This is a genomic window from Prosthecobacter sp. Pr1 (assembly GCF_057652315.1).
The window spans coordinates 129399-146986 of record NZ_JBYFBS010000011.1 but is presented as its reverse complement, the minus strand read 5'-3'; the positions used below and the strand labels follow the sequence as shown (position 1 = coordinate 146986).

The 17588-nt window shown below is 59.4% G+C and carries 22 protein-coding genes; 13 read left to right on the top strand and 9 right to left on the bottom strand.

Annotated features, from left to right (window positions below; genetic code table 11):
- Positions 1-67 precede the first annotated feature (67 nt).
- The 5 genes from AC24GY_RS18345 to AC24GY_RS18325 all read left to right on the top strand — a co-directional run bounded on the left by AC24GY_RS18345 (position 68) and on the right by AC24GY_RS18325 (position 4039).
- The gene (locus AC24GY_RS18345) at positions 68-1582 is read left to right on the top strand and encodes a Gfo/Idh/MocA family protein (protein ID WP_487686119.1); all 1515 of its coding nucleotides are present in this window, start codon (positions 68-70) and stop codon (positions 1580-1582) included.
- Positions 1583-1972: 390 nt separating this feature from the next.
- Positions 1973-2401 (top strand): peptidoglycan endopeptidase, encoded by a 429-nt coding sequence (locus AC24GY_RS18340; RefSeq protein WP_422315844.1) that lies wholly within the window; start codon positions 1973-1975, stop codon positions 2399-2401.
- Positions 2402-2478: 77 nt separating this feature from the next.
- Entirely contained in the window at positions 2479-2700 is a 222-nt protein-coding gene (locus tag AC24GY_RS18335) for a hypothetical protein (RefSeq protein ID WP_487686115.1), read from the top strand.
- Positions 2701-2795: 95 nt separating this feature from the next.
- The gene (locus AC24GY_RS18330) at positions 2796-3314 is read left to right on the top strand and encodes a hypothetical protein (protein WP_487686112.1); all 519 of its coding nucleotides are present in this window, start codon (positions 2796-2798) and stop codon (positions 3312-3314) included.
- Positions 3311-4039, top strand: a complete 729-nt coding sequence (locus tag AC24GY_RS18325) for a pyroglutamyl-peptidase I family protein (RefSeq protein ID WP_487686109.1) — start codon at positions 3311-3313, stop codon at positions 4037-4039. Before AC24GY_RS18330 ends, AC24GY_RS18325 begins: the two co-directional genes overlap by 4 nt.
- Positions 4040-4080: 41 nt before the next feature.
- Here AC24GY_RS18325 and AC24GY_RS18320 read toward each other — a convergent pair whose 3' ends face one another.
- Both AC24GY_RS18320 and AC24GY_RS18315 read right to left on the bottom strand, forming a co-directional pair.
- Entirely contained in the window at positions 4081-4464 is a 384-nt protein-coding gene (locus AC24GY_RS18320; protein WP_487686106.1) for a hypothetical protein, read from the bottom strand.
- Positions 4465-4585: 121 nt separating this feature from the next.
- The gene (locus AC24GY_RS18315) at positions 4586-5128 is read right to left on the bottom strand and encodes a TFIIB-type zinc ribbon-containing protein (protein WP_487686103.1); all 543 of its coding nucleotides are present in this window, start codon (positions 5126-5128) and stop codon (positions 4586-4588) included.
- Between the two features lie 128 nt (positions 5129-5256).
- Here AC24GY_RS18315 and AC24GY_RS18310 point away from each other — a divergent pair, with 128 nt between their 5' ends.
- Entirely contained in the window at positions 5257-5628 is a 372-nt protein-coding gene (locus AC24GY_RS18310) for an MGMT family protein (protein ID WP_487686100.1), read from the top strand.
- A 65-nt stretch (positions 5629-5693) separates the two neighbouring features.
- Here the strand turns inward: AC24GY_RS18310 and AC24GY_RS18305 are convergent, their stop codons facing one another.
- A complete protein-coding gene (locus tag AC24GY_RS18305) occupies positions 5694-6080 on the bottom strand; it encodes a hypothetical protein (protein WP_487686097.1) in 387 nt (128 codons plus the stop codon).
- A gap of 123 nt (positions 6081-6203) precedes the next feature.
- Positions 6204-6440, bottom strand: a complete 237-nt coding sequence (locus tag AC24GY_RS18300) for a hypothetical protein (protein ID WP_461524436.1) — start codon at positions 6438-6440, stop codon at positions 6204-6206.
- Positions 6441-6588: 148 nt separating this feature from the next.
- On the opposite strand from AC24GY_RS18300, the gene AC24GY_RS18295 reads away from it, so the two are divergent.
- Together AC24GY_RS18295 and AC24GY_RS18290 are read left to right on the top strand one after the other, a co-directional pair.
- A complete protein-coding gene (locus tag AC24GY_RS18295; protein ID WP_487686093.1) occupies positions 6589-7449 on the top strand; it encodes a 3-keto-disaccharide hydrolase in 861 nt (286 codons plus the stop codon).
- Entirely contained in the window at positions 7446-7928 is a 483-nt protein-coding gene (locus AC24GY_RS18290; protein ID WP_487686089.1) for a LamG domain-containing protein, read from the top strand. The genes AC24GY_RS18295 and AC24GY_RS18290 overlap by 4 nt, the downstream gene beginning before the upstream one ends.
- A gap of 67 nt (positions 7929-7995) precedes the next feature.
- On the opposite strand, the gene AC24GY_RS18285 is transcribed toward AC24GY_RS18290, so the two are convergent.
- The 3 genes from AC24GY_RS18285 to AC24GY_RS18275 all read right to left on the bottom strand — a co-directional run bounded on the left by AC24GY_RS18285 (position 7996) and on the right by AC24GY_RS18275 (position 9378).
- Positions 7996-8589 carry a hypothetical protein gene (locus AC24GY_RS18285; protein WP_487686086.1) on the bottom strand — a complete coding sequence of 198 codons (594 nt, stop codon included), beginning with the start codon at positions 8587-8589 and terminating at the stop codon, positions 7996-7998.
- A 92-nt stretch (positions 8590-8681) separates the two neighbouring features.
- On the bottom strand, positions 8682-9131 hold the full coding sequence (locus AC24GY_RS18280) for a hypothetical protein (protein WP_487686083.1): 450 nt from the start codon (positions 9129-9131) through the stop codon (positions 8682-8684).
- A gap of 58 nt (positions 9132-9189) precedes the next feature.
- Entirely contained in the window at positions 9190-9378 is a 189-nt protein-coding gene (locus AC24GY_RS18275) for a hypothetical protein (RefSeq protein WP_487686081.1), read from the bottom strand.
- 73 nt (positions 9379-9451) lie between these two features.
- On the opposite strand from AC24GY_RS18275, the gene AC24GY_RS18270 reads away from it, so the two are divergent.
- Positions 9452-9787 carry a hypothetical protein gene (locus tag AC24GY_RS18270; RefSeq protein WP_487686078.1) on the top strand — a complete coding sequence of 112 codons (336 nt, stop codon included), beginning with the start codon at positions 9452-9454 and terminating at the stop codon, positions 9785-9787.
- A gap of 84 nt (positions 9788-9871) precedes the next feature.
- Positions 9872-10936: a zinc-binding dehydrogenase gene (locus AC24GY_RS18265; RefSeq protein ID WP_487686075.1), complete on the top strand. Its 1065-nt coding sequence runs from the start codon at positions 9872-9874 to the stop codon at positions 10934-10936.
- A 55-nt stretch (positions 10937-10991) separates the two neighbouring features.
- Here AC24GY_RS18265 and AC24GY_RS18260 read toward each other — a convergent pair whose 3' ends face one another.
- Entirely contained in the window at positions 10992-12947 is a 1956-nt protein-coding gene (locus tag AC24GY_RS18260) for a tRNA uridine-5-carboxymethylaminomethyl modification enzyme MnmG/GidA (RefSeq protein WP_487686072.1), read from the bottom strand.
- Positions 12948-13970: 1023 nt separating this feature from the next.
- Here AC24GY_RS18260 and pdhA point away from each other — a divergent pair.
- A complete protein-coding gene (gene pdhA / locus AC24GY_RS18255; RefSeq protein WP_422315814.1) occupies positions 13971-15044 on the top strand; it encodes a pyruvate dehydrogenase (acetyl-transferring) E1 component subunit alpha in 1074 nt (357 codons plus the stop codon).
- Between the two features lie 335 nt (positions 15045-15379).
- Here the strand turns inward: pdhA and AC24GY_RS18250 are convergent, their stop codons facing one another.
- Positions 15380-15889 (bottom strand): hypothetical protein, encoded by a 510-nt coding sequence (locus AC24GY_RS18250; protein WP_487686069.1) that lies wholly within the window; start codon positions 15887-15889, stop codon positions 15380-15382.
- A 174-nt stretch (positions 15890-16063) separates the two neighbouring features.
- Here AC24GY_RS18250 and holA point away from each other — a divergent pair, with 174 nt between their 5' ends.
- Both holA and AC24GY_RS18240 read left to right on the top strand, forming a co-directional pair.
- Positions 16064-17188 carry a DNA polymerase III subunit delta gene (holA, locus tag AC24GY_RS18245; protein WP_487686066.1) on the top strand — a complete coding sequence of 375 codons (1125 nt, stop codon included), beginning with the start codon at positions 16064-16066 and terminating at the stop codon, positions 17186-17188.
- A gap of 6 nt (positions 17189-17194) precedes the next feature.
- Positions 17195-17566, top strand: a complete 372-nt coding sequence (locus tag AC24GY_RS18240) for a sulfite exporter TauE/SafE family protein (RefSeq protein WP_487686063.1) — start codon at positions 17195-17197, stop codon at positions 17564-17566.
- The last annotated feature ends 22 nt before the right edge of the window (positions 17567-17588 follow it).

Here is a 17588-nt window from a genome sequence, read left to right as displayed (position 1 = left end):
CCGCAGAATATCAGCGAAGATTCTTTGGCAAACTCGGCCCATGAGGCAACGTACAAAAGTGCTCCTCATGAATACCATTATCACCGACCCTGCCGCTTCATCCCGGCGCGAATTTCTCAAAACCACCACGAAGACTGCCGCCGGTCTGTCCGTGCTCTCCGGCATCACCCTTCCCAATGTTCATGCCGCTGGCAGTGATGAAATCCGCACGGCTTTGATCGGTTGCGGTGGCCGTGGCACCGGTGCTGCCAGCAATGCCATGGGGATCCAGAAGCGCGTGACCCGCCTCGTGGCGATGGCAGACGTTTCTGAAAAGCGTCTCAAGGGCAGCTTTGAAGCACTGAGCACCAAGCACCCTGACCGCATGTCCGTGTCTGAAGACGCGAAGTTCATCGGCTTCGACGCCTACAAAAACGCCATCGACTCCCTGCGCAAAGGTGACGTGGCCATCTTCACCACGCCGGTGGCCTTCCGCTGGGTGCACTTCAAATACGCCATCGAAAAGGGCGTGAACATCTTCATGGAAAAGCCGATCTGCACCGACGGCCCCACCGCCCGCCGTTTGCTGGCGCTGAATGAAGAAGCCAAGAAGAAGAATCTCAAAGTCGGCGTGGGCCTCATGTGCCGCCACTGTCGCGTCCGTGGCGAACTCTTCAACCGCATTCAGGACGGCGAGATCGGCGATCTCCTCCTCATGCGCGCCTACCGCATGCAGGGCCCCGTGGGTTCTGCCTTCACCCTCCCACGTGATCCGAAAGTGGACCCGAGCGAACTGCAGTGGCAGATCCAGCGCTTCCACAGCTTCCTGTGGGCGAGCGGCGGCGGCTTCAGCGACTTCAACATCCACAACATCGACGAAGCCTGCTGGATGAAGAACGACTGGCCGGTCGAAGTGCAGGCCAGCGGCGGCCGCAGCGACCGCGGTGACTACATTGATCAGAACTTCGACCACTACAGCTGCGAGTACACCTTCAAAGACGGCGCGAAGCTCTTCCTCGAAGGCCGCACCGCCATCGGCACGCACAACCAGTTTGCCACCCAGGTGCATGGCACCAAGGGCAGCGCCATCGTCTCCACCGCCGGTCACTTCCCCTCCAAGGCGATGACCTTCAACAGCCAGAAGATGCAGCGCTCCAACATCATCTGGCGCGGCAAGCAGCCGGAGCCGAATCCGTATGACCTCGAGTGGCAGGACCTCATCGACGCCATCGTTGCCGACAAGCCTTACAATGAAGTGGAGCGCGGCATCAAGTCCAGCGTCACCACCGCCATGGGCCGTGCCGCGGCGCACACCGGCCAGGTCGTTCGCTACGATGACTACATCAACAGCGCGTTCGAGTTCGCCCCAGGCGTCGACAAGCTCACCCTTGATGGTCCTGCACCGCTCATCGCTGATGCAAACGGCAAGTACCCTGTGCCACAGCCTGGCATCCTCAAAGACCGCGAGTACGCCATGGAGCCGCAGGCCAATCCCTTCCCGCTCATCCCAATACCTCCAGCCCCTGCCGAGGAGCCGCTGTCTCCGCCAGAACGGCCGAAGCCCGCTGCGAAGAAGAAAGAAGAGAAGAAGGCCAAGGTCTAAAAGCCACCGCCCGGGCCCAGCGCCCATGCGCATCCTTCCCAACCGCTGCCCTTCACGGGGCAGCGGTTTTTTATGGCATGAAGACGCGACCGCCCAGCTATCTTGGGTCCTGGCTCTCATTAAATCGCTACCCGGTATAAGATCCCGCTATTCATCTTAAGAAGCTAAGATAGACCTGCGACGGATCTGAATATCTACTTAGGCGCGCAACTCAGACATTTGAATTACTGTGTTTGCGTGGACAAACAAGAGGATGACACCCCCATACCAGAATCTCTGAGTGACACGCCCGAAGCCGAATGTGTGCGGCAGCTGTTCGGGCGCAGGCACTGGATGAAACTGGGTATGTGGGGTGCCTTGGGCACGATTGGAGGAGGTATGGGCTACTACATGGCCCCTCCTGCAATCGTGCCATTGTATTTCAATGGCGTTTATGCCTTCGCGCATGAAACCCACCCTGCGGTGGTTCATCAGCTGGTGGCCGCCGGGAATGAACTGGTGGGGAAGCCCTACAAGTGGGGCGGGGGTCACAAAGTTCTGTTTGATAACGGCTTCGACTGCTCGGGCTCCGTCTCTCACGTGCTCTACCGTGCCAAGCTGCTGGACAAGCCGCTCAATTCCGTGGCCTTTGCCCGGTACGCCTGGGCCGGACCTGGGAATTATGTCACGCTTTTCGTCAAACCCAAGCACCACGTTTTCTTGCAGATCTGCGGCCTCCGTTTTGACACCTCGGGCGCGCTGACCGGGGAGGGGCCCCGCTGGCGTGCAACCAGCCGTTCCTACGACGGCTTTTATGCGCGTCATCCTGCGTGGCTCTGAAACAACGCCGCGCACTCGCATGAGATCTAGAGGGGAACCGGGCTTGTGATCCATGCCATACGCGTGGAAGCTCGCCCATGAACACCCCTCTGTTGATGCTTAGTCTTCTCCTTGGCTCCGGCCAGATGGCCTGCCACAAAAAAGCCGCGCCCGCCCAGGCGGACATGGATGCTGAAACCCGGCAAAAGGCCATCGAAGTCAGGGCCGCCGCCGACAAAAAAACGGCCGCCATCAACGAGGCTGCTATCCTCCAAAAGGCCGAGGCCAAAGAAGCGCCCAAAGCTGCTCCAGTGAAGTAAGGGACGCGGCCTGAAGTCACCTCATCGCGCCTGATCAAAGATAGGATTCATGCGGATTGACAGCGCCGCTGCTTTGCGGGCAGAATGCGTGCCGTATGAAGTCATCCACCCCAGCCACTTTGTTTGTCTTTCAACGCTTGCAAGCCTGGATGCTGCAAGCTGCGGCGCTGGTGCTGCTGGCATCCTGCGAAGTGCCTGCGGGCAATGGCGGGCTGTCCGGTGCCGCCACACCCAATGTGCAGGGCATCTACCAGGGATCCTACACCTACGGCGGTGCCTATCACAAGCTGGCCGGGCAGACGGTCTCCTTTGAGATCTCTATAAAGCAGGCGCGCGGCTCCAGCAATATCACCGGAGTGATCAAGGAAGCCTACACCGGCTCTGGCGTTCTGAAGGATGGCTATGTCTGGTCCAACGTCAGCGGCACCTGCGTGAGTGAGAGCGGCTATATCCATCTGAAATTCCGCAAAACCTACCGCCACTCCAAGGAGCCGCCGGTGCTCTATCAGGGCTCGCTCCCGCCGGGCTCTGCCCTGCTCTCAGGCACCTGGTATTTGCAGGATAAGACGAGTGACAGCGGCATGTTTCAAATCAGCGGCATGCAGGTGCAATGACCGCCGCTCGCACGCTTGTCTGGTTCGCAGCCTTCAGTCTGACAGGCTTTGTTCTGCGTGCGCAGACTGCGGCCGATACGCAGCAGCCTGCCATCGTGGTCAGCGGCTTTGAGCCTTTTGGAGGTCGTGACCGCAATGCCTCCTGGATTCTGGCTCGAGAAATCGCCAAGGCCTTCCCTCGCGAAGTCCGCGCCTTGCAGATACCCGTCGTCTGGGGCGCCCCGCTGACCGCCATCAACAACACCCAACCGCTGCCGCAGGTGTGGATCGCTTTTGGTGAAGGCACCCCGGAGTTTCAGATCGAAATCCTCGCACACAATCAGCGTGGAAGTTATCCGGACAACCAGAAGGCCAAACCTGCCACACCGGACATCGTCAGCAATTCAGCCCCTGTGCTGAAACAGCAGGCGCAGGTGAAGGACCTTGCCGCCGCATTGACCCAGGCGGGGTTTCCCACCCACGTGTCTCAGAGCGCCGGACGTTACCTGTGCGAGGAAATGCTTTATTCACTCCTCTACGCCCAGCAGCAGCATCCTGAGGCGCTGCGCCTTGTGCTCTTCATTCATGTCCCGACGCTGGAGCAGTCCCTTCCTGTTTCTCCGGCGAAACAGGGTGCGCCTGCTGCACGCGAGCAGGTGGACGCCGATCTGCTGCAGGCCTTTGGGAGGCAGCTCTTCGCCTCGCTGCGCACGCTCGGCCTGCTAGCCTCTGCGCCCAGCCGCTGAATCAGCGGCGGGTCTTGACCAACGAGCGCTTTGTACCCGGCTTAGTGGTGATGACCACCGCCATGGCTTCCATGGCCGCCCCCGTGGCTCATGTGACCACCGCCATGAAATACCGGGCCGCCGACATGCCCGCCAAAATGGGGATGCACATAATAGTTGGGACGATAGTTGTAACTGCGGTAACCGTAGCTGTGACCGTAGTAAGGCCGCACATACACCGGGCTGACTGGCTGCGTCACCCATTGGTAAATGGGGTAGCCCATGGCGTCATATCCCACGATCTGGTAGACGGCGTACACCGGCATGCCATTGGTCAGGTAGCTCACGATCCGGCGCTGATTGACAAACGGAGGCGGGGCCGCATTGGCAGGCATGGCGATGCTCAACACACTGACCGCAGCAAGAAGACTGAAGAGTGTTTTCATACAATGAGGGAGGGTTGTTCCATCTTATTAAACGACCTGCAAAACGGCTTATTCAATCCCCGGTGGCAGCTCAGTTCCTGCATGCACCTCGGCTCTCGATCATCACCCTTTCACCCGCCGCTCAAGCCTGCGCATTCAGGAATGCCAGGGCTGCGGAGCGCTGCGGATGCTCTGCCAGTTCCTTGCGCAGCACCCGTAGCTTCTCCAGCAGTTCCACGCCCAGCCGCTCCCGCAGCTGTGCCAGATGCACGGCATCCAGCTCCTGCTGGCGCACGGCCTTCTGCCAGGGTGCGGTGAAGATTAAATGGATCGAATTCTGCAAGTGGCCGCCACACAGCGCCTCCCACTCGCCACCGTCCAGCCAGATGCCGCCCGTATGGGAGCGCTCCACGCGAAACGACTGCCCATGGCCCACGCGATAGCGCGTCATCACCGTGCCCGACTCAGGACACAGTTTGACCGCACCATCAAATTCGCTCACCGGCACCGCCTCAGCCGCCGTGCTATCCTCGGCCACCTCCGTCGCAGGCAGCTTGCTGCGCCAGCGCCAGTAGTTCTCAACAGGGATCCAGTGCCCGCCGGTTTCAGGACAGCGGAATGCGTTCAGACCGGGCTCCAGTTCGACTCGTTCCAGACGTTTGTGGTGGGCAAGAGGACTTCGCATGACGAACGCGATCATGCGCCAGCCCCACTCCGTCGCCATGACATTTCCCAGCCATTTATGGAAGCAGCAGGTGTGGCTCCGCATGCACCACCTCGACAAAACGCGCACGCTGCGCATCCTCCTCATTCATGGCCACCCGTGGAAAATCCGTCGCCTTCGCCCGCATCCGTGCGGAGGTGATTCGTTTGGTCGCCCTGATCCCTGCCGGCCAGTTCACCACCTATGGCAGCATCGCCATTCACATGAATGTGATCGCCCGTCATGTGGCTACGGTGCTCAGCCATCTCACGCCGGAAGAATCCGCCGCGCTGCCCTGGCACCGAGTGGTGGCAGCCAATGCGCGCATCAGCCCAAACATGCCTCCCGAATCGGCACGCAAACAACGCCGCCTTCTCAAAACCGAAGGCTTGCGCATCGACAAAGAGGGTTTCATCCAGAACGCCGATGATCACTTTCACAATATGGGTGTGCGGCGGGATATCCGCTGGAGCGAGGGGTGATAAGTTGCCGCTTCCATCACCTGCTCATTCGAATCACATCACACATGCGGGGATAATTCCTCGCGTCATTTCAAGCGTCGGTACTTCTCCTCAGCAAGCTTCGACCTATCCGAACCTTTCTTCACCATCGAGTCTCCAGTGATGCGGATCTGATACTCTTTGCTCACACCTTTTTTCCCATTTTCGATGAAGGTCAGCCGAAGAACGGTGTCATCAAAACACCGGTAGGTGCCAGACCTGCTGCCTTCGGTAAACGTTCCGTCAGCGCGGAACTCGGCCACGAGGTTCTCCTCGCCTTGGGCGGTGGTGAAGGTCGTGGTGCCAATGCGCGATTCAACGCACTCCCACCTCCCGATGATTTCCTGGGCGTTGTCCGCATACCCACGGTCTGCCAGAACGAGGGCCATCAGCATGCAGAGAACGGAAACGAAACGGGGCAGGGTGGTTTTCATGAGGGAGATATGGCTGCATCCAGAAAGCAGCTGCGTTCTTCCACAACGTCTGTACGCGACGACCTATTAGTTGGAGCGATGGATGGGCTCCATCACTCCAAAGCTGCTTGAAACGTTGTGGCATCACTGCCCATAGACATCGATCCACTGCAGACCGCTCTTGGAACCGGGCGGCGTGAAGTAGCGGCGGCCAAGGTAGGTGCCTTTCACCTCACGCATCGAGCCACCCGCAGGATGACTGGCGCGAGTGAGCACCGGCTTGCCGTTGTAGGTGCCGTTTGCATCAGGCACGGAGACGCAGGAGGCAGACAGCAGCATGCTAATACCAAGGACGATGGAGGCGGGGTTGGGGCGCTTCATAAACGGCAATGAACCTTTGTGTCGCGATGATGCAACCATTACATCGTACTGCGATATTCTTGCCTCGGTTTTGTAATGAGATGCTCCCCAGGCTCCGGGCTTGCCTTCCACCTCGCATTCCGCTTTGATTCGGCCCACACCGCTGGCCATGCACCGACCTCCCTCCCTCTTTCCCCGGCTGGCTGCGATGGCCGCCGCCCTTTCCATTCCATCCGTGACAGCATTGGCCGCGGCGCCCAACACGCTCACGCCACAGGAGCAGGCGGCAGGTTGGAAGCTGCTGTTTGATGGCCGCAGCACGGCGGACTGGCACACGTATGGGAAGCAATCCGTCACAGCCGGCTCTTGGAAGATCAAGGACGGCTGCCTCGTTCTGCCTGCGGGCAATGGCCGCCCGAATGGCACGGGCGGTGATCTCGTGACGAACGCGATGTTCACGAACTTCGAGTTTGAGTTCGAATGGCGCGTGGGCCCCGTGGGCAACAGCGGCGTGGAATACCTCTTCACCGAAGGTGAAAAACGCACGGCCAACTTTTATCCCGGCGACACCGGCGACAGCCCGGTGGGCTTTGAATACCAGGTGCTGGATGATGCCCCGCATGCGAACAACGCGGCCAACCGGCTCGCCGCCTCCATCTACTCGCTGATCACGCCTACAGGCAAAACGCTGTGCCCCGTGGGCGAGTTCAATCAAGGTCGCATCGTGGTGGATGGCAATCACGTGGAGCACTGGCTCAATGGCCGCAAGGTGGCCGAGTGTGAGCTGGGCAGCCCCGAGCTGCAGCGCATCATCGCCAGCAGCAAGTACAAGTACTACCCCGGCGTGGGTGTGAAGCGCGCCACCTCCATCGCTTTGCAAGATCACGGCGCAGAGGTGGCGTATCGCAATCTCAAGCTCCGCGTGCTGCCCACCACCGGCGGCGCTCCAGTCGCAGCAGCAGCAGTGCCAACAGCTCCCTCCACCCCTGCGGCAGCAACATCACCCCTGCGGCAGCAACATCACCCATGACGGCCCGCAAGATCCCCATGCAGGCCGCCGACTGGCGTGTCTGGTGCTGGTCCAAAGCCGACAACCGCTGGACCGAGCACCCGCTGGACAAGATGACCGTGCAGATCCAGGACGGCGTGCTCAGCGCCAGCAACACCACCAACAGCAACTGGCCCCGCGCCATCCTTGTCTATCGCGGCACGCTGCTTGACGGCGACTTCATCGTCTCCGCCGACTACCGCGGCCGGCTCGAATCCTTCGACCTCCAGTCCGCCGATGGTGGCAACCAGCGCCTCACCTGCCTGAACCCGCCGCAGGACAACCAATGGCACACCGTCCTCCTCGGCCGCAAGCAGGGGCAATACGTCGCACGCATCGAAGAAGCCCCCGCCCAAGTGCAAAACGGCAAAGCCTCCACTGGCATGAAAGGCTACTTCTGCTTCAAGCTCCGGCCCGGGGAGACCCTGGAGGTGAGGGAGCTGGTGGTGCAGGTGAAGTAGGACCGGCCATCAAGGCTCCGAGTTAATTTACGGCCCTATGCATTAGCGACCGTCGAAAACAGCGATGTCAATCAAACGACACGTCCAAATCTACCTCGTTCGCGGTAAACCGGGCAGTGGCAGCAAATCCCACGCCTTTGACCTGTGCTGCAGGCTCCGTCATAGAAGCCACCTCCACTTGGCCTTCGGTGATTTTAAAAGTGGTGTTGCCATTCTCTGATTTGACCAGCCAGTTGTACACTTGTCCGCGTTTGAGCGTGAGTTCCTTTGTCTGGAGCTTATCTTCCAATTCAATCGACATAAAGTAGCGGCCTCTTTCTTGTGGTTTTGCCTTCACCACAAATTGACCCGTCCTGTCACTCGGCGGAATCAAGGCGATCTTGCCCAGGTGCCAAACCACTTCTCCATTAAGCCTCCCGGTATCATACTTTTTTGCTCCATGAATATGGATGCGACTGCTTTTTGTGACTTTCAGTTCATCGAATACGCCAGGGGTCTTGGGATCAATTTTCTTATTAATTGCTGTGCCACAAAACGGGAGCACTTTGATTTCAGAAGCCGTTGGCTTGGGGGTGGACTTCGCGTTCTGTGCTTGGACGCTTGATGATAGAAGGGTCAGAACAATGGCAACAGTGGATAAGACGAAATTGACGTTTTTCATGGCGCTTGAGAGAACGATTTAAGTATGGGTTTATTGCAGCTTACGAAGATGGAGCGTCAGTTCTTCAAAATGAGCGTATCCATGGTGCCGGCCTATGGAAGGATCAAGTGCCGCAAGGTCGCCATCATGGGATGTTCCTTGGTGCTCGGAAATCGCGCGGGCGGAATGAAGGTCACGGAGGAGCCGATGGCTGTCGGCGCGGAGAGGTCGAGGGTGATTGTCTCGGGGTTCAGGCCGAGCCTGCCCCGAATGCCAGCGATGGAGGCGACGGGGATGGAAACCTCCCGCCCGTGGCGCCGGACGCGCAGGACACCGTTTACATAGACCACCGAGTCGGCAGCAAGAGATACCAGCTTCTGGTAGATGAAATAGTACACCAGACAGACAATCATCTGGATGAGGACCGCGATGCAAATCACCTTGAGCGGTGCCGGACGTGGTATGAGCAGGCTGAGAAAGACGCCGGCATTGAGGGCGATCATGAAGGCGGGGACGATCCGCCGCTGCATCACTGTCTGGAAGGAAGAGTGCAATTGAGTCATGGCGGGGAAGGGAATCTATCTGGATTTGCTTTGCCCAAAAATTGCAGCGTGCGTCTGCTCACTTCTTGAGATCCAAAAAGCGCAGGACGACCGTCACAGGCTGTGTCCGCCAGTTCTCGGTGACGAACTGCTTTCCCAGCTTGGTAGCGGAACCCTGCACGGACAGGAGGCTCCAAGTCTTTTGATTGTTGCTGGCGCAGATGTTGTAGCCGATGGACGCCGGATCTCCCGTCGGAGTTGTGAGCACTGGCACTGAAGCGGGCATCCATACGAAAGGTCGCCGTGTCGAACCTCATGGCTAGCCCGCCATTGTACCACCCATGCACCAGGCTGACTTCATCAAGCTGATTGCGGGAGAGAGAGTCGAGGTCCGCATCAGTCGGAGCGAGCTTTGTGAGCTTGGAAGTTTCGATGGCGAAGAATTCCGTTGCTGGTACGTCGGCGTGAGACAGGCCAGAAAAGCCAAGTACGATCCCAAAAATGAGGGCAAGCAATGGAGGCGGGTGCATGGCCTTTCATTAAATCCGAAATCCTTCACCGGTGCAATTTCTATGGGGATTCCAAAGGAGGTGAAGATCACTTTCTGGAGCTGGGAAATCTTTGCCCCCTCCCTCACTGAGATAACCTTGCACGTCACGAAAGCTTGGCGCGACTAGCGACGGTCGCATAACCAATCCGGCACAGCATTGGCCAAAGGCCGCGGAGCAGAGAAGGGGTTTTACCGCGATGCTGGCCCCATCATGAAAACCATGCTGGCCAATGTGTTTCACGGCATCAATGACATCCGTGTTGAATCCGTGCCCAAACCCACGGTGGGACCGGGCGAAGCGCTGCTGCGCATTACAGCGACAACCATCTGCGGTACCGACCTGCACATTGTGCGCGGCGAGTACCCGGTGAAGCCCGGGCTGATCATCGGCCATGAGCCGGTCGGGGTGATCGAGGAGCTCGGCGCGGGCGTCACGGGCTACAATATCGGCGACCGAGTGCTGGTAGGTGCCATCACGCCCTGCGGGCAATGCCGCGCATGCCTTTCCGGCAAACCTTCGCAGTGCGGCCATGGTCACGGCTGCCAGGCGATGGGGGGCTGGCGTTTTGGTAATACGATCAACGGCGCGCAGGCGGAGTACCTGCTGGTGCCATACGCCCAAGCCAATTTGGCGAAGATCCCCGACGAGGTGACGGACGAGCAGGTGGTGCTGCTGGCAGACATCGCCTCAACCGGCTTTGGCGGGGCGGAAAGCGGCAACATCCAGATCGGCGATGCCGTGGTGGTGTTTGCGCAGGGGCCCATTGGCCTGTGCGCCACCGTGGGTGCCAAACTGATGGGAGCGACCATGATCATCGCTGTGGATGGCGACGAGAACCGGCTCAAAATGTCGCGCAAAATGGGAGCGGATGTGACCCTGAACTTTCGCGAATGCAATGTGGTGGAAGAGGTACTGAAGCTGACCGGCGGCGGCGTGGACGTGGCCATCGAGGCGCTCGGCACTCAGGAGACGTTTGAGGCCTGCCTGCGTTGTCTGCGGCCCGGTGGCACGCTCTCCAGTCTTGGTGTGTATTCCGGCAAACTTCAGATACCCTACGAAGCCTATGCCGCCGGGCTTGGCGATCACCGCATCGTCACCACGCTCTGTCCGGGTGGGAAGGAGCGCATGCGTCGGCTGATCAATGTGGTGCAGTCCGGTCGGTTTGACCCCACCATGCTCGTCACACACCGCTTCTCACTGGCCGATATCAAGCAGGGTTACGAAGTCTTTGGCAGTCGTGCGGAGGGTGTGCTGAAGGTTTTGATCACGCCGTGAAGAGGCGTGCAAAACCAAGATCTCCTGACCTCATGTCACGGTTGAAGAGCGAAGACTAAGCCCCCAAATCGGTGCCTTCGAGTTCCTTGCTACCGCGCTTTAACATGACAGCCAGCAGGGCAATATCCGCCGGATTCACGCCCTGGGCTCTCGCGGCTTGGCCGAGAGTGGCGGGACGGAGGGCCGTGAGGCGGTGTTTGGCTTCAGTTTTGAGGCCGGGGATGGCGTGGTAATCGAAGTCAGCAGGGATCATCTTTTCCTCCATGCGGGAGGTTTTGGCGACCATGTCTTCCTGCCGGGTGATGTAGCCAGCGTATTTGACGTCGTTTTCGACCAAGCTCCAGACCTCAGGGGTGAACTGGGAGTAGATCTCGGCAGGCAGCTGGGAGGGGATGCTTTCGGGTCTGCGCAGCCATTTTTCGAGAGTCACGCCATCCAAGCGGACCTCCTGCAGCAGAGTGCGGGCGGTGGCGAGGGCGGTGGATTTGGCCTCCGTATGCCGGATGCGGAAGGGGGAGGCAAGACCGATGGCGGCAGCGAGAGGGGTGAGGCGGAGGTCGCAGTTGTCCTGGCGGAGGAGCAGGCGATACTCAGCGCGGGAGGTGAAAAGCCGGTAGGGCTCCGTGGTGCCTTTGGTGACGAGGTCGTCGATCATCACGGCGAGGTAGGCCTGGCTGCGCTGGAGCAGGAAAGGGGGGCGGCCCTGGGCCTTGAGCGCGGCATTGGCCCCGGCGATGAGGCCCTGACCTGCGGCCTCCTCGTAGCCAGAGGTGCCATTGATCTGCCCGGCAAAGTAGAGGCCGGAAACACGCTTGGTTTCCAGGGTGGGATGCAGCTGGGTAGGGGGGCAGTAGTCATACTCTACCGCGTATCCGGGACGGACGATCTCGGCCTTTTCAAGGCCCGGGATGGACCGGATGAAGTCATATTGGACCTCGAAGGGCAGGGAGGTGGAGACGCCGTTGACGTAGAATTCGCGGGTGTGGCGACCCTCGGGTTCGAGGAAAATCTGGTGCCGTTCCTTCTCCGCAAAGCGCACCACCTTGTCCTCCACAGAGGGGCAGTAGCGCGGCCCGACCCCTTCGATCCGGCCGGAATACATGGCCGACTTGTGGATGTTGGCCCGGATGATGTCGTGGGTTTGGGGTGTCGTGTAGGTGATCCAGCAGGGAATTTGTTCCACGTGGAACTTTTCCGGAGCCCAGGAGTTGAGGGTAAACTGGTTGGGACCGGTGCCGGGGAGGAGTGTGGAGCTAAGGGGATTCGAACCCCCGCCCCCCTCATCTTCATCCTCCGGGAGGGTGCCGGAGAGGTAGCTGAAGCGGGGGGCGGGCTCGTCTCCGGGCTGAAGTTCACACTTGGAGAAGTCGATGCTGCGGCTGTTGAGACGGCAAGGGGTCCCGGTTTTGAAGCGCTGGACGTCGAAACCGAGCTCACGAAGGCTGTCAGAAAGGGTCGAAATGCTGTCCCCCATACGCCCGCCAGCCTGGTTCTGCTGCCCCACATGGAGGAGTCCGCGCATGAAAGTGCCGGAAGAAATGACCACCGCCTTGGCCCGATAGATCATCCCGAGACTGGTGCGGATGCCGGTGATGGCATCGTTTTCGACCAAGATCTCAGCGGCATTGCCCTGATGGAGGTCGAGGTTGGGCTGGTTTTCGATCAGCCATTTCATCCGAAACTGGTAAGCCTTCTTGTCGCATTGGGCCCGGGGAGCCTGCACACTGGGCCCTTTGCGGGCGTTCAACATGCGAAACTGGATACCCGTGGCGTCCGTATTCCGGCCCATCACCCCTCCAAGAGCATCGATCTCCCGCACCACATGCCCCTTGGCCAAGCCCCCGATGGCGGGGTTGCAGGACATTTGGGAGATGGTGTCGAGGTTCTGGGTGAGGATGGCCGTCTGGCAACCAAGTCGGGCAGCCGCCATGGCGGCCTCTACCCCGGCATGGCCGGCTCCGCAGACAATGACGTCGTAGTGCTTGGGGAAGGTGTAGAGGCTGGTGGACATGGGGGCAATGAGACTAACACAGCCCGGAAATTGTTCCATGTGGAACAAAAGGGAATCGCAGACAGCGTTTCAGCGGCGGGGGAAAGACGGCTGGATGGAGGGTCGAAGGTGCTGGATGGGGAAGGGATAGTGAACGGAACGAGCGGTCTTCGCGGGTGAAGAGGAGAGGCCCATGGGGGTAGGGGGGGAACGGCCAGCTGGCAGGGTGGGGCCAGGGGAGAATGGGAGATGATGAGGGTGGATAGGAACGGAGCATATTTGAAAAACCCCCATAGCAGGAGGAGGTGAAGCTCTTTGCGGACGCTGAATTCCGATCACACATGTGCCAGATGACAGGTGCCCTGCTCCGAATCAGGCCGCAAAAAACGATCCCTGAGATTGCAGAGGGGGGCTGAGACAGCTCGGACTTGCGGTGCTGCCTGCAGACTCGGATACCACAGTTCCCAGCGATGGGAGCGGAAGCGGAAGCAACATCGACAAGCGAATGACACCTGTCTGCCACGTGCTGAATGGGGAAGGGGGTTTGAATCTCATTCCTCAAGCCGACCCGGCCCTGACTCGCAGAGGCATCCTCGTGAGCTGACAAAGGCCCCGGCCATTTCCCGCAGGCCTTTTTTCCATCCTCCTTATGACACCAAAAGCGGCGACAGAGAAGAGTGCCCATCAATACCCTTTGGTCGCTCAGCACTCCTCTATAGCGGTTCGCGAAACTCATTTCCGTTTAGCAGGCTGTTTCGTGCTCGAAGACCTTGGGCTCCGACGCCGGCTGGTTGAGGACAACCAGCCCTACCAGCGCTGGGCATGCACGTCCCAGCACGAGATAGGGCGGTCCTCAAGCCGCCGCCGAGCCTCTCCACGCTCACCTACCGGAAAATCTGTTTCGCAAAAACGCATCAGAGAATGCCTTTTCAGCCACCGACTTTCACGTCTTCTATCCCACGCATAGGAGGCCGATTCTCCCCTGCCGCAGTTCAAACACGATGCTTGCTTCCGGCATGCTTCCCGCTAGTATCGCCCCCACCAATGGCCTCCGCAAACGCCCCCACAAAACACGCTGCCGACCCGATCAATCAGAAGCTCACCGCCGCCGACAAGGTGGAGCTTTACCGCAAGATGGTCCGCATTCGCCGCTTCGAGCAGGTGTCCCTTCAGCACTACCAAGCCGGTCGCATGGGCGGTTTCCTCCACCTCTACATCGGTCAGGAATCTGTGGCCGTCGGCACGGTTTCCGTGATGGGCGAAAACGATCACGTCATCACCGCTTATCGCGATCACGCTCACGCCTTGGCGGTGGGCATGAACATGAACGAGTGCATGGCCGAACTCTTCGGCAAGGCCACCGGCTGCTCCCGCGGCAAGGGCGGCTCCATGCATTACTTCGCGCCTGACAAAAACTACTGGGGCGGTCACGGCATCGTGGCCGGTCAGACCCCGCTGGGCCTCGGCCTCGCCTACGGTCTGAAATACCGCGGCCTCAAAGGTGCCGCACTCTGCTTCCTCGGCGACGGTGCCGTGAACCAGGGTGCCTTCCATGAATCTCTGAATCTCGCCGAGCTGTGGGATCTGCCCGTGATCTATGTGATCGAAAACAACGGCTACTCAATGGGCACCAGCCAGAAGCGCTCCTCCGCCTACACCGACTTCCTCGCCAAGCGCGCTGAAGGTTACGGCATGGCCTGGGAGCAGTTCAATGGTGCAGACATCTACGAAGTCCGCGCCGGAGTCAGCAAAGCCATTGAGCGGGCACATACCCAGTCCAAGCCGAGCATCATCGAAATCGCCACTTACCGCTGGGAAGGACATTCCGTCGCTGACGCCAACAAGTTCAAGTACCGCACCAAGGAAGAGGTCGAGCAATTCCAAAACGATCATGACCCGATTCAGGTGTGGAAACGCAACCTTCTCTCTGAAGGTGTCGCCACCGAAGAGGAGCTGAAGAAGATCGACAAGGAAGCGCAGAAGGAAGCGGACGACTCCGCCGAGTTCGCCAAGGCCAGCCCTTATCCAGAACCCGAGTCCATCTTTGAAGATGTGTACTGGGAAGTGGACAACAAGACCGAAGCCGGCCAGACCGGACGTCACTTCTTCAACGACTGAGAAAGCCAGGCAGCCAATAATTTGAATGGGAGAGCCAAAGCTCTCCCATTTTTGTGCTCAGATGATGTCACGAACATTCCAAGTCACTGAGCAAACCTGCCACCCTAGCTGCGATCCTCATTCACCGTTCGGCAGATACAACTCCACGCGGATAGTCTTCGATGCGGCCACGCTCACGCCAGATGGGCAGCCACCGGCTCCACACCTCCCAAGCTGCCTTGCCCGGAGGGGCGGGAAATCGGCAATCTGGCGCTGATACCACCTATCGTGATCTTCCTCGGTCATTCTCGGCACGTTTATACACCTAAATCATTCATTATCAGATTAATAACAAATCACTTGGTCGCCGTCGCCGTGGACGTGATCGTGTCCGCCTGACTGGTCAGAATGACCGCATGCTTGTCATAGGTCGCCTTGGCTTCCACCAGCTGCGTCACGTAATTCAGCGCCTCGTCCAAGGGGACGTTGGCCAGTGAGAGGCTGAGCTTTTTCTTCGTCAGCTCCTCGCCCTTCACGATCACATTGGGCACCACTTTACCGCCGCTCGCATTTTTGGACAGCGCGCGCAGACCCTCGATGGCTTCGCTCAGCGTCACGTCATCCATGGACACCTTCGGCAGAATGACGGCGGCGTATTGGTTTTTGAGTGAGTTGTCCTTCGGCTGGTAGTTGGCCCGGATGTAAGCCAGCATGTTCGCCGTCTCGGCGTGCTTCGGGTTCGCTGCGGCCACACGGGAGAGCAGCTTGTACGCCGTGTCCAAGTCACCCTTGTAGTAAGCGGCGCGGCCCTGCTGAAACACGGCGTTCAGATCTTCCGCTTGCGCAGAAAAGCCGGCGGCAGACATAAAAAAAGCAGTCGTCAAAAGCGCGACTGCCGTGGAAACCTTGGACCCAATCATTGATGTTTTCATGGTGGTAGATGGATTTGACCTAATTTCATCAAATCGCTGAAAGAATGTCAAGTTCGCAGACGCACCGCAAAGCTTGATGCCATGCGCATCCTGCTCCATCGGTGAAGCATGCCCCCGCCGAAAAAAACCGCTGCCAGCCAGGTGAATGTCTTCATCGGCAGCGATGAAGCGCGCGTGAAGGAAGCCGCGCTCATCCTCGTGCGCAGCCTCACACCACCGGACGCCGGAGACTTCAGCAACGACATCATCGACGGCACCGCCGACAACTCCGAACACGCGGGCAACATCTGCTCCAACGTGTGCATGGCTCTGCAGACGCTGCCCTTCTTCGGCGGCAGCAAAGTGGTCTGGCTCAAGAACGCCAACTTCCTCGGAGACTCCGGCGCAGGTCGTGGCCAGGATGCGGTGAACGGATTCGAACGCATCCTTGATGTGATCGAACGCGGCCTCGGCAGTGACGTGAGTTTTGTCATCAGCGCGACTGGCATCGACAAAAGACGCAACACTTACAAGCGCATCTCAAAGATCGCCGCCTTCGAAGTCTTCGACAAGCCGGACACCTCGCGCGCCGGGTGGGAGGGGCCAGTGCTCGCGATGGCTTCACGCAAGGCCAAGGAACTCGGCATCACCTTTGAAAGCGGTGCGCTGGAACTCCTGGTGCAGATGGCCGGCGATGACACACGGCAGATGGAGAACGAGCTCGAAAAGATTGATCTCTTTCTCGGCGAGCGCCGCCGCGCCGGACTGAAGACCGTGCAAAGCATGGTGTCCATGAGCCGCGCCGGTGTGCTGTGGGATCTCGGCAACGCCATCGGCAAACGCGATCTGCCGCGTGCGCTCGAGCTGCTCAGCACGCTCATGTATCAGGGGCAGAACGCCATCGGCCTGCTCCTCGCCGCCATCGTGCCACGCGTGCGCAGCCTGCTGCTCATCAAAGACCTCGGCTCACGCCACAAGCTCAACAAGATGAACTACGCCGGATTCTGTTCATCTCTCGAAGGCCTGCCCTCCACGGCCACCTCGCATCTGCCGCGCAAGAAAGACGGCACCGGCTTCAACGCCTATCCGATGTTTCTCGCCATCCCCGAGACCGGCAACTTCTCGCTCGAAGAACTCCACGCCGGATTCAAAGCCTGCCTCGCTGCCAACTCCAAGCTCGTCACTTCATCGCTCGATCCCAAGCTCGTGCTTGAGCGTCTCCTCGTCGGCCTGCTCGCCAGACAATCCCGCTGATTCATCATGCCCACGTCCACGATTCTCGCCTGTCTTGCCATTGGTGTCGTCAGCGGCGCAGTCGCTGCCTTGTGTGGCGTCGGCGGTGGTGTCGTGATGGTTCCGGCGTTTGTGTTCTTCCTCAAGCTGCCGCATAAAACGGCCGTCGCGACTTCGCTCGCCATCATCATTCCCACCGCGCTGATGGCCACCACGCAGAATGCCAGGCATGGCTATGTGGAATGGAAAGTCGCCGCCATCACCGCGGTCTCCGCGTCCATCTTCGCCTACTTTGGCGCAGGCTGGTTGAAGTCGATGAGCAACGAAACACTCACGCGCATCTTCGGCATCATCCTCGTCGTCTTTGGCACGCGCATGCTGCTGCAGGGCAAGGCTTGAGCTCCGTGTATTGTAGTCCCGG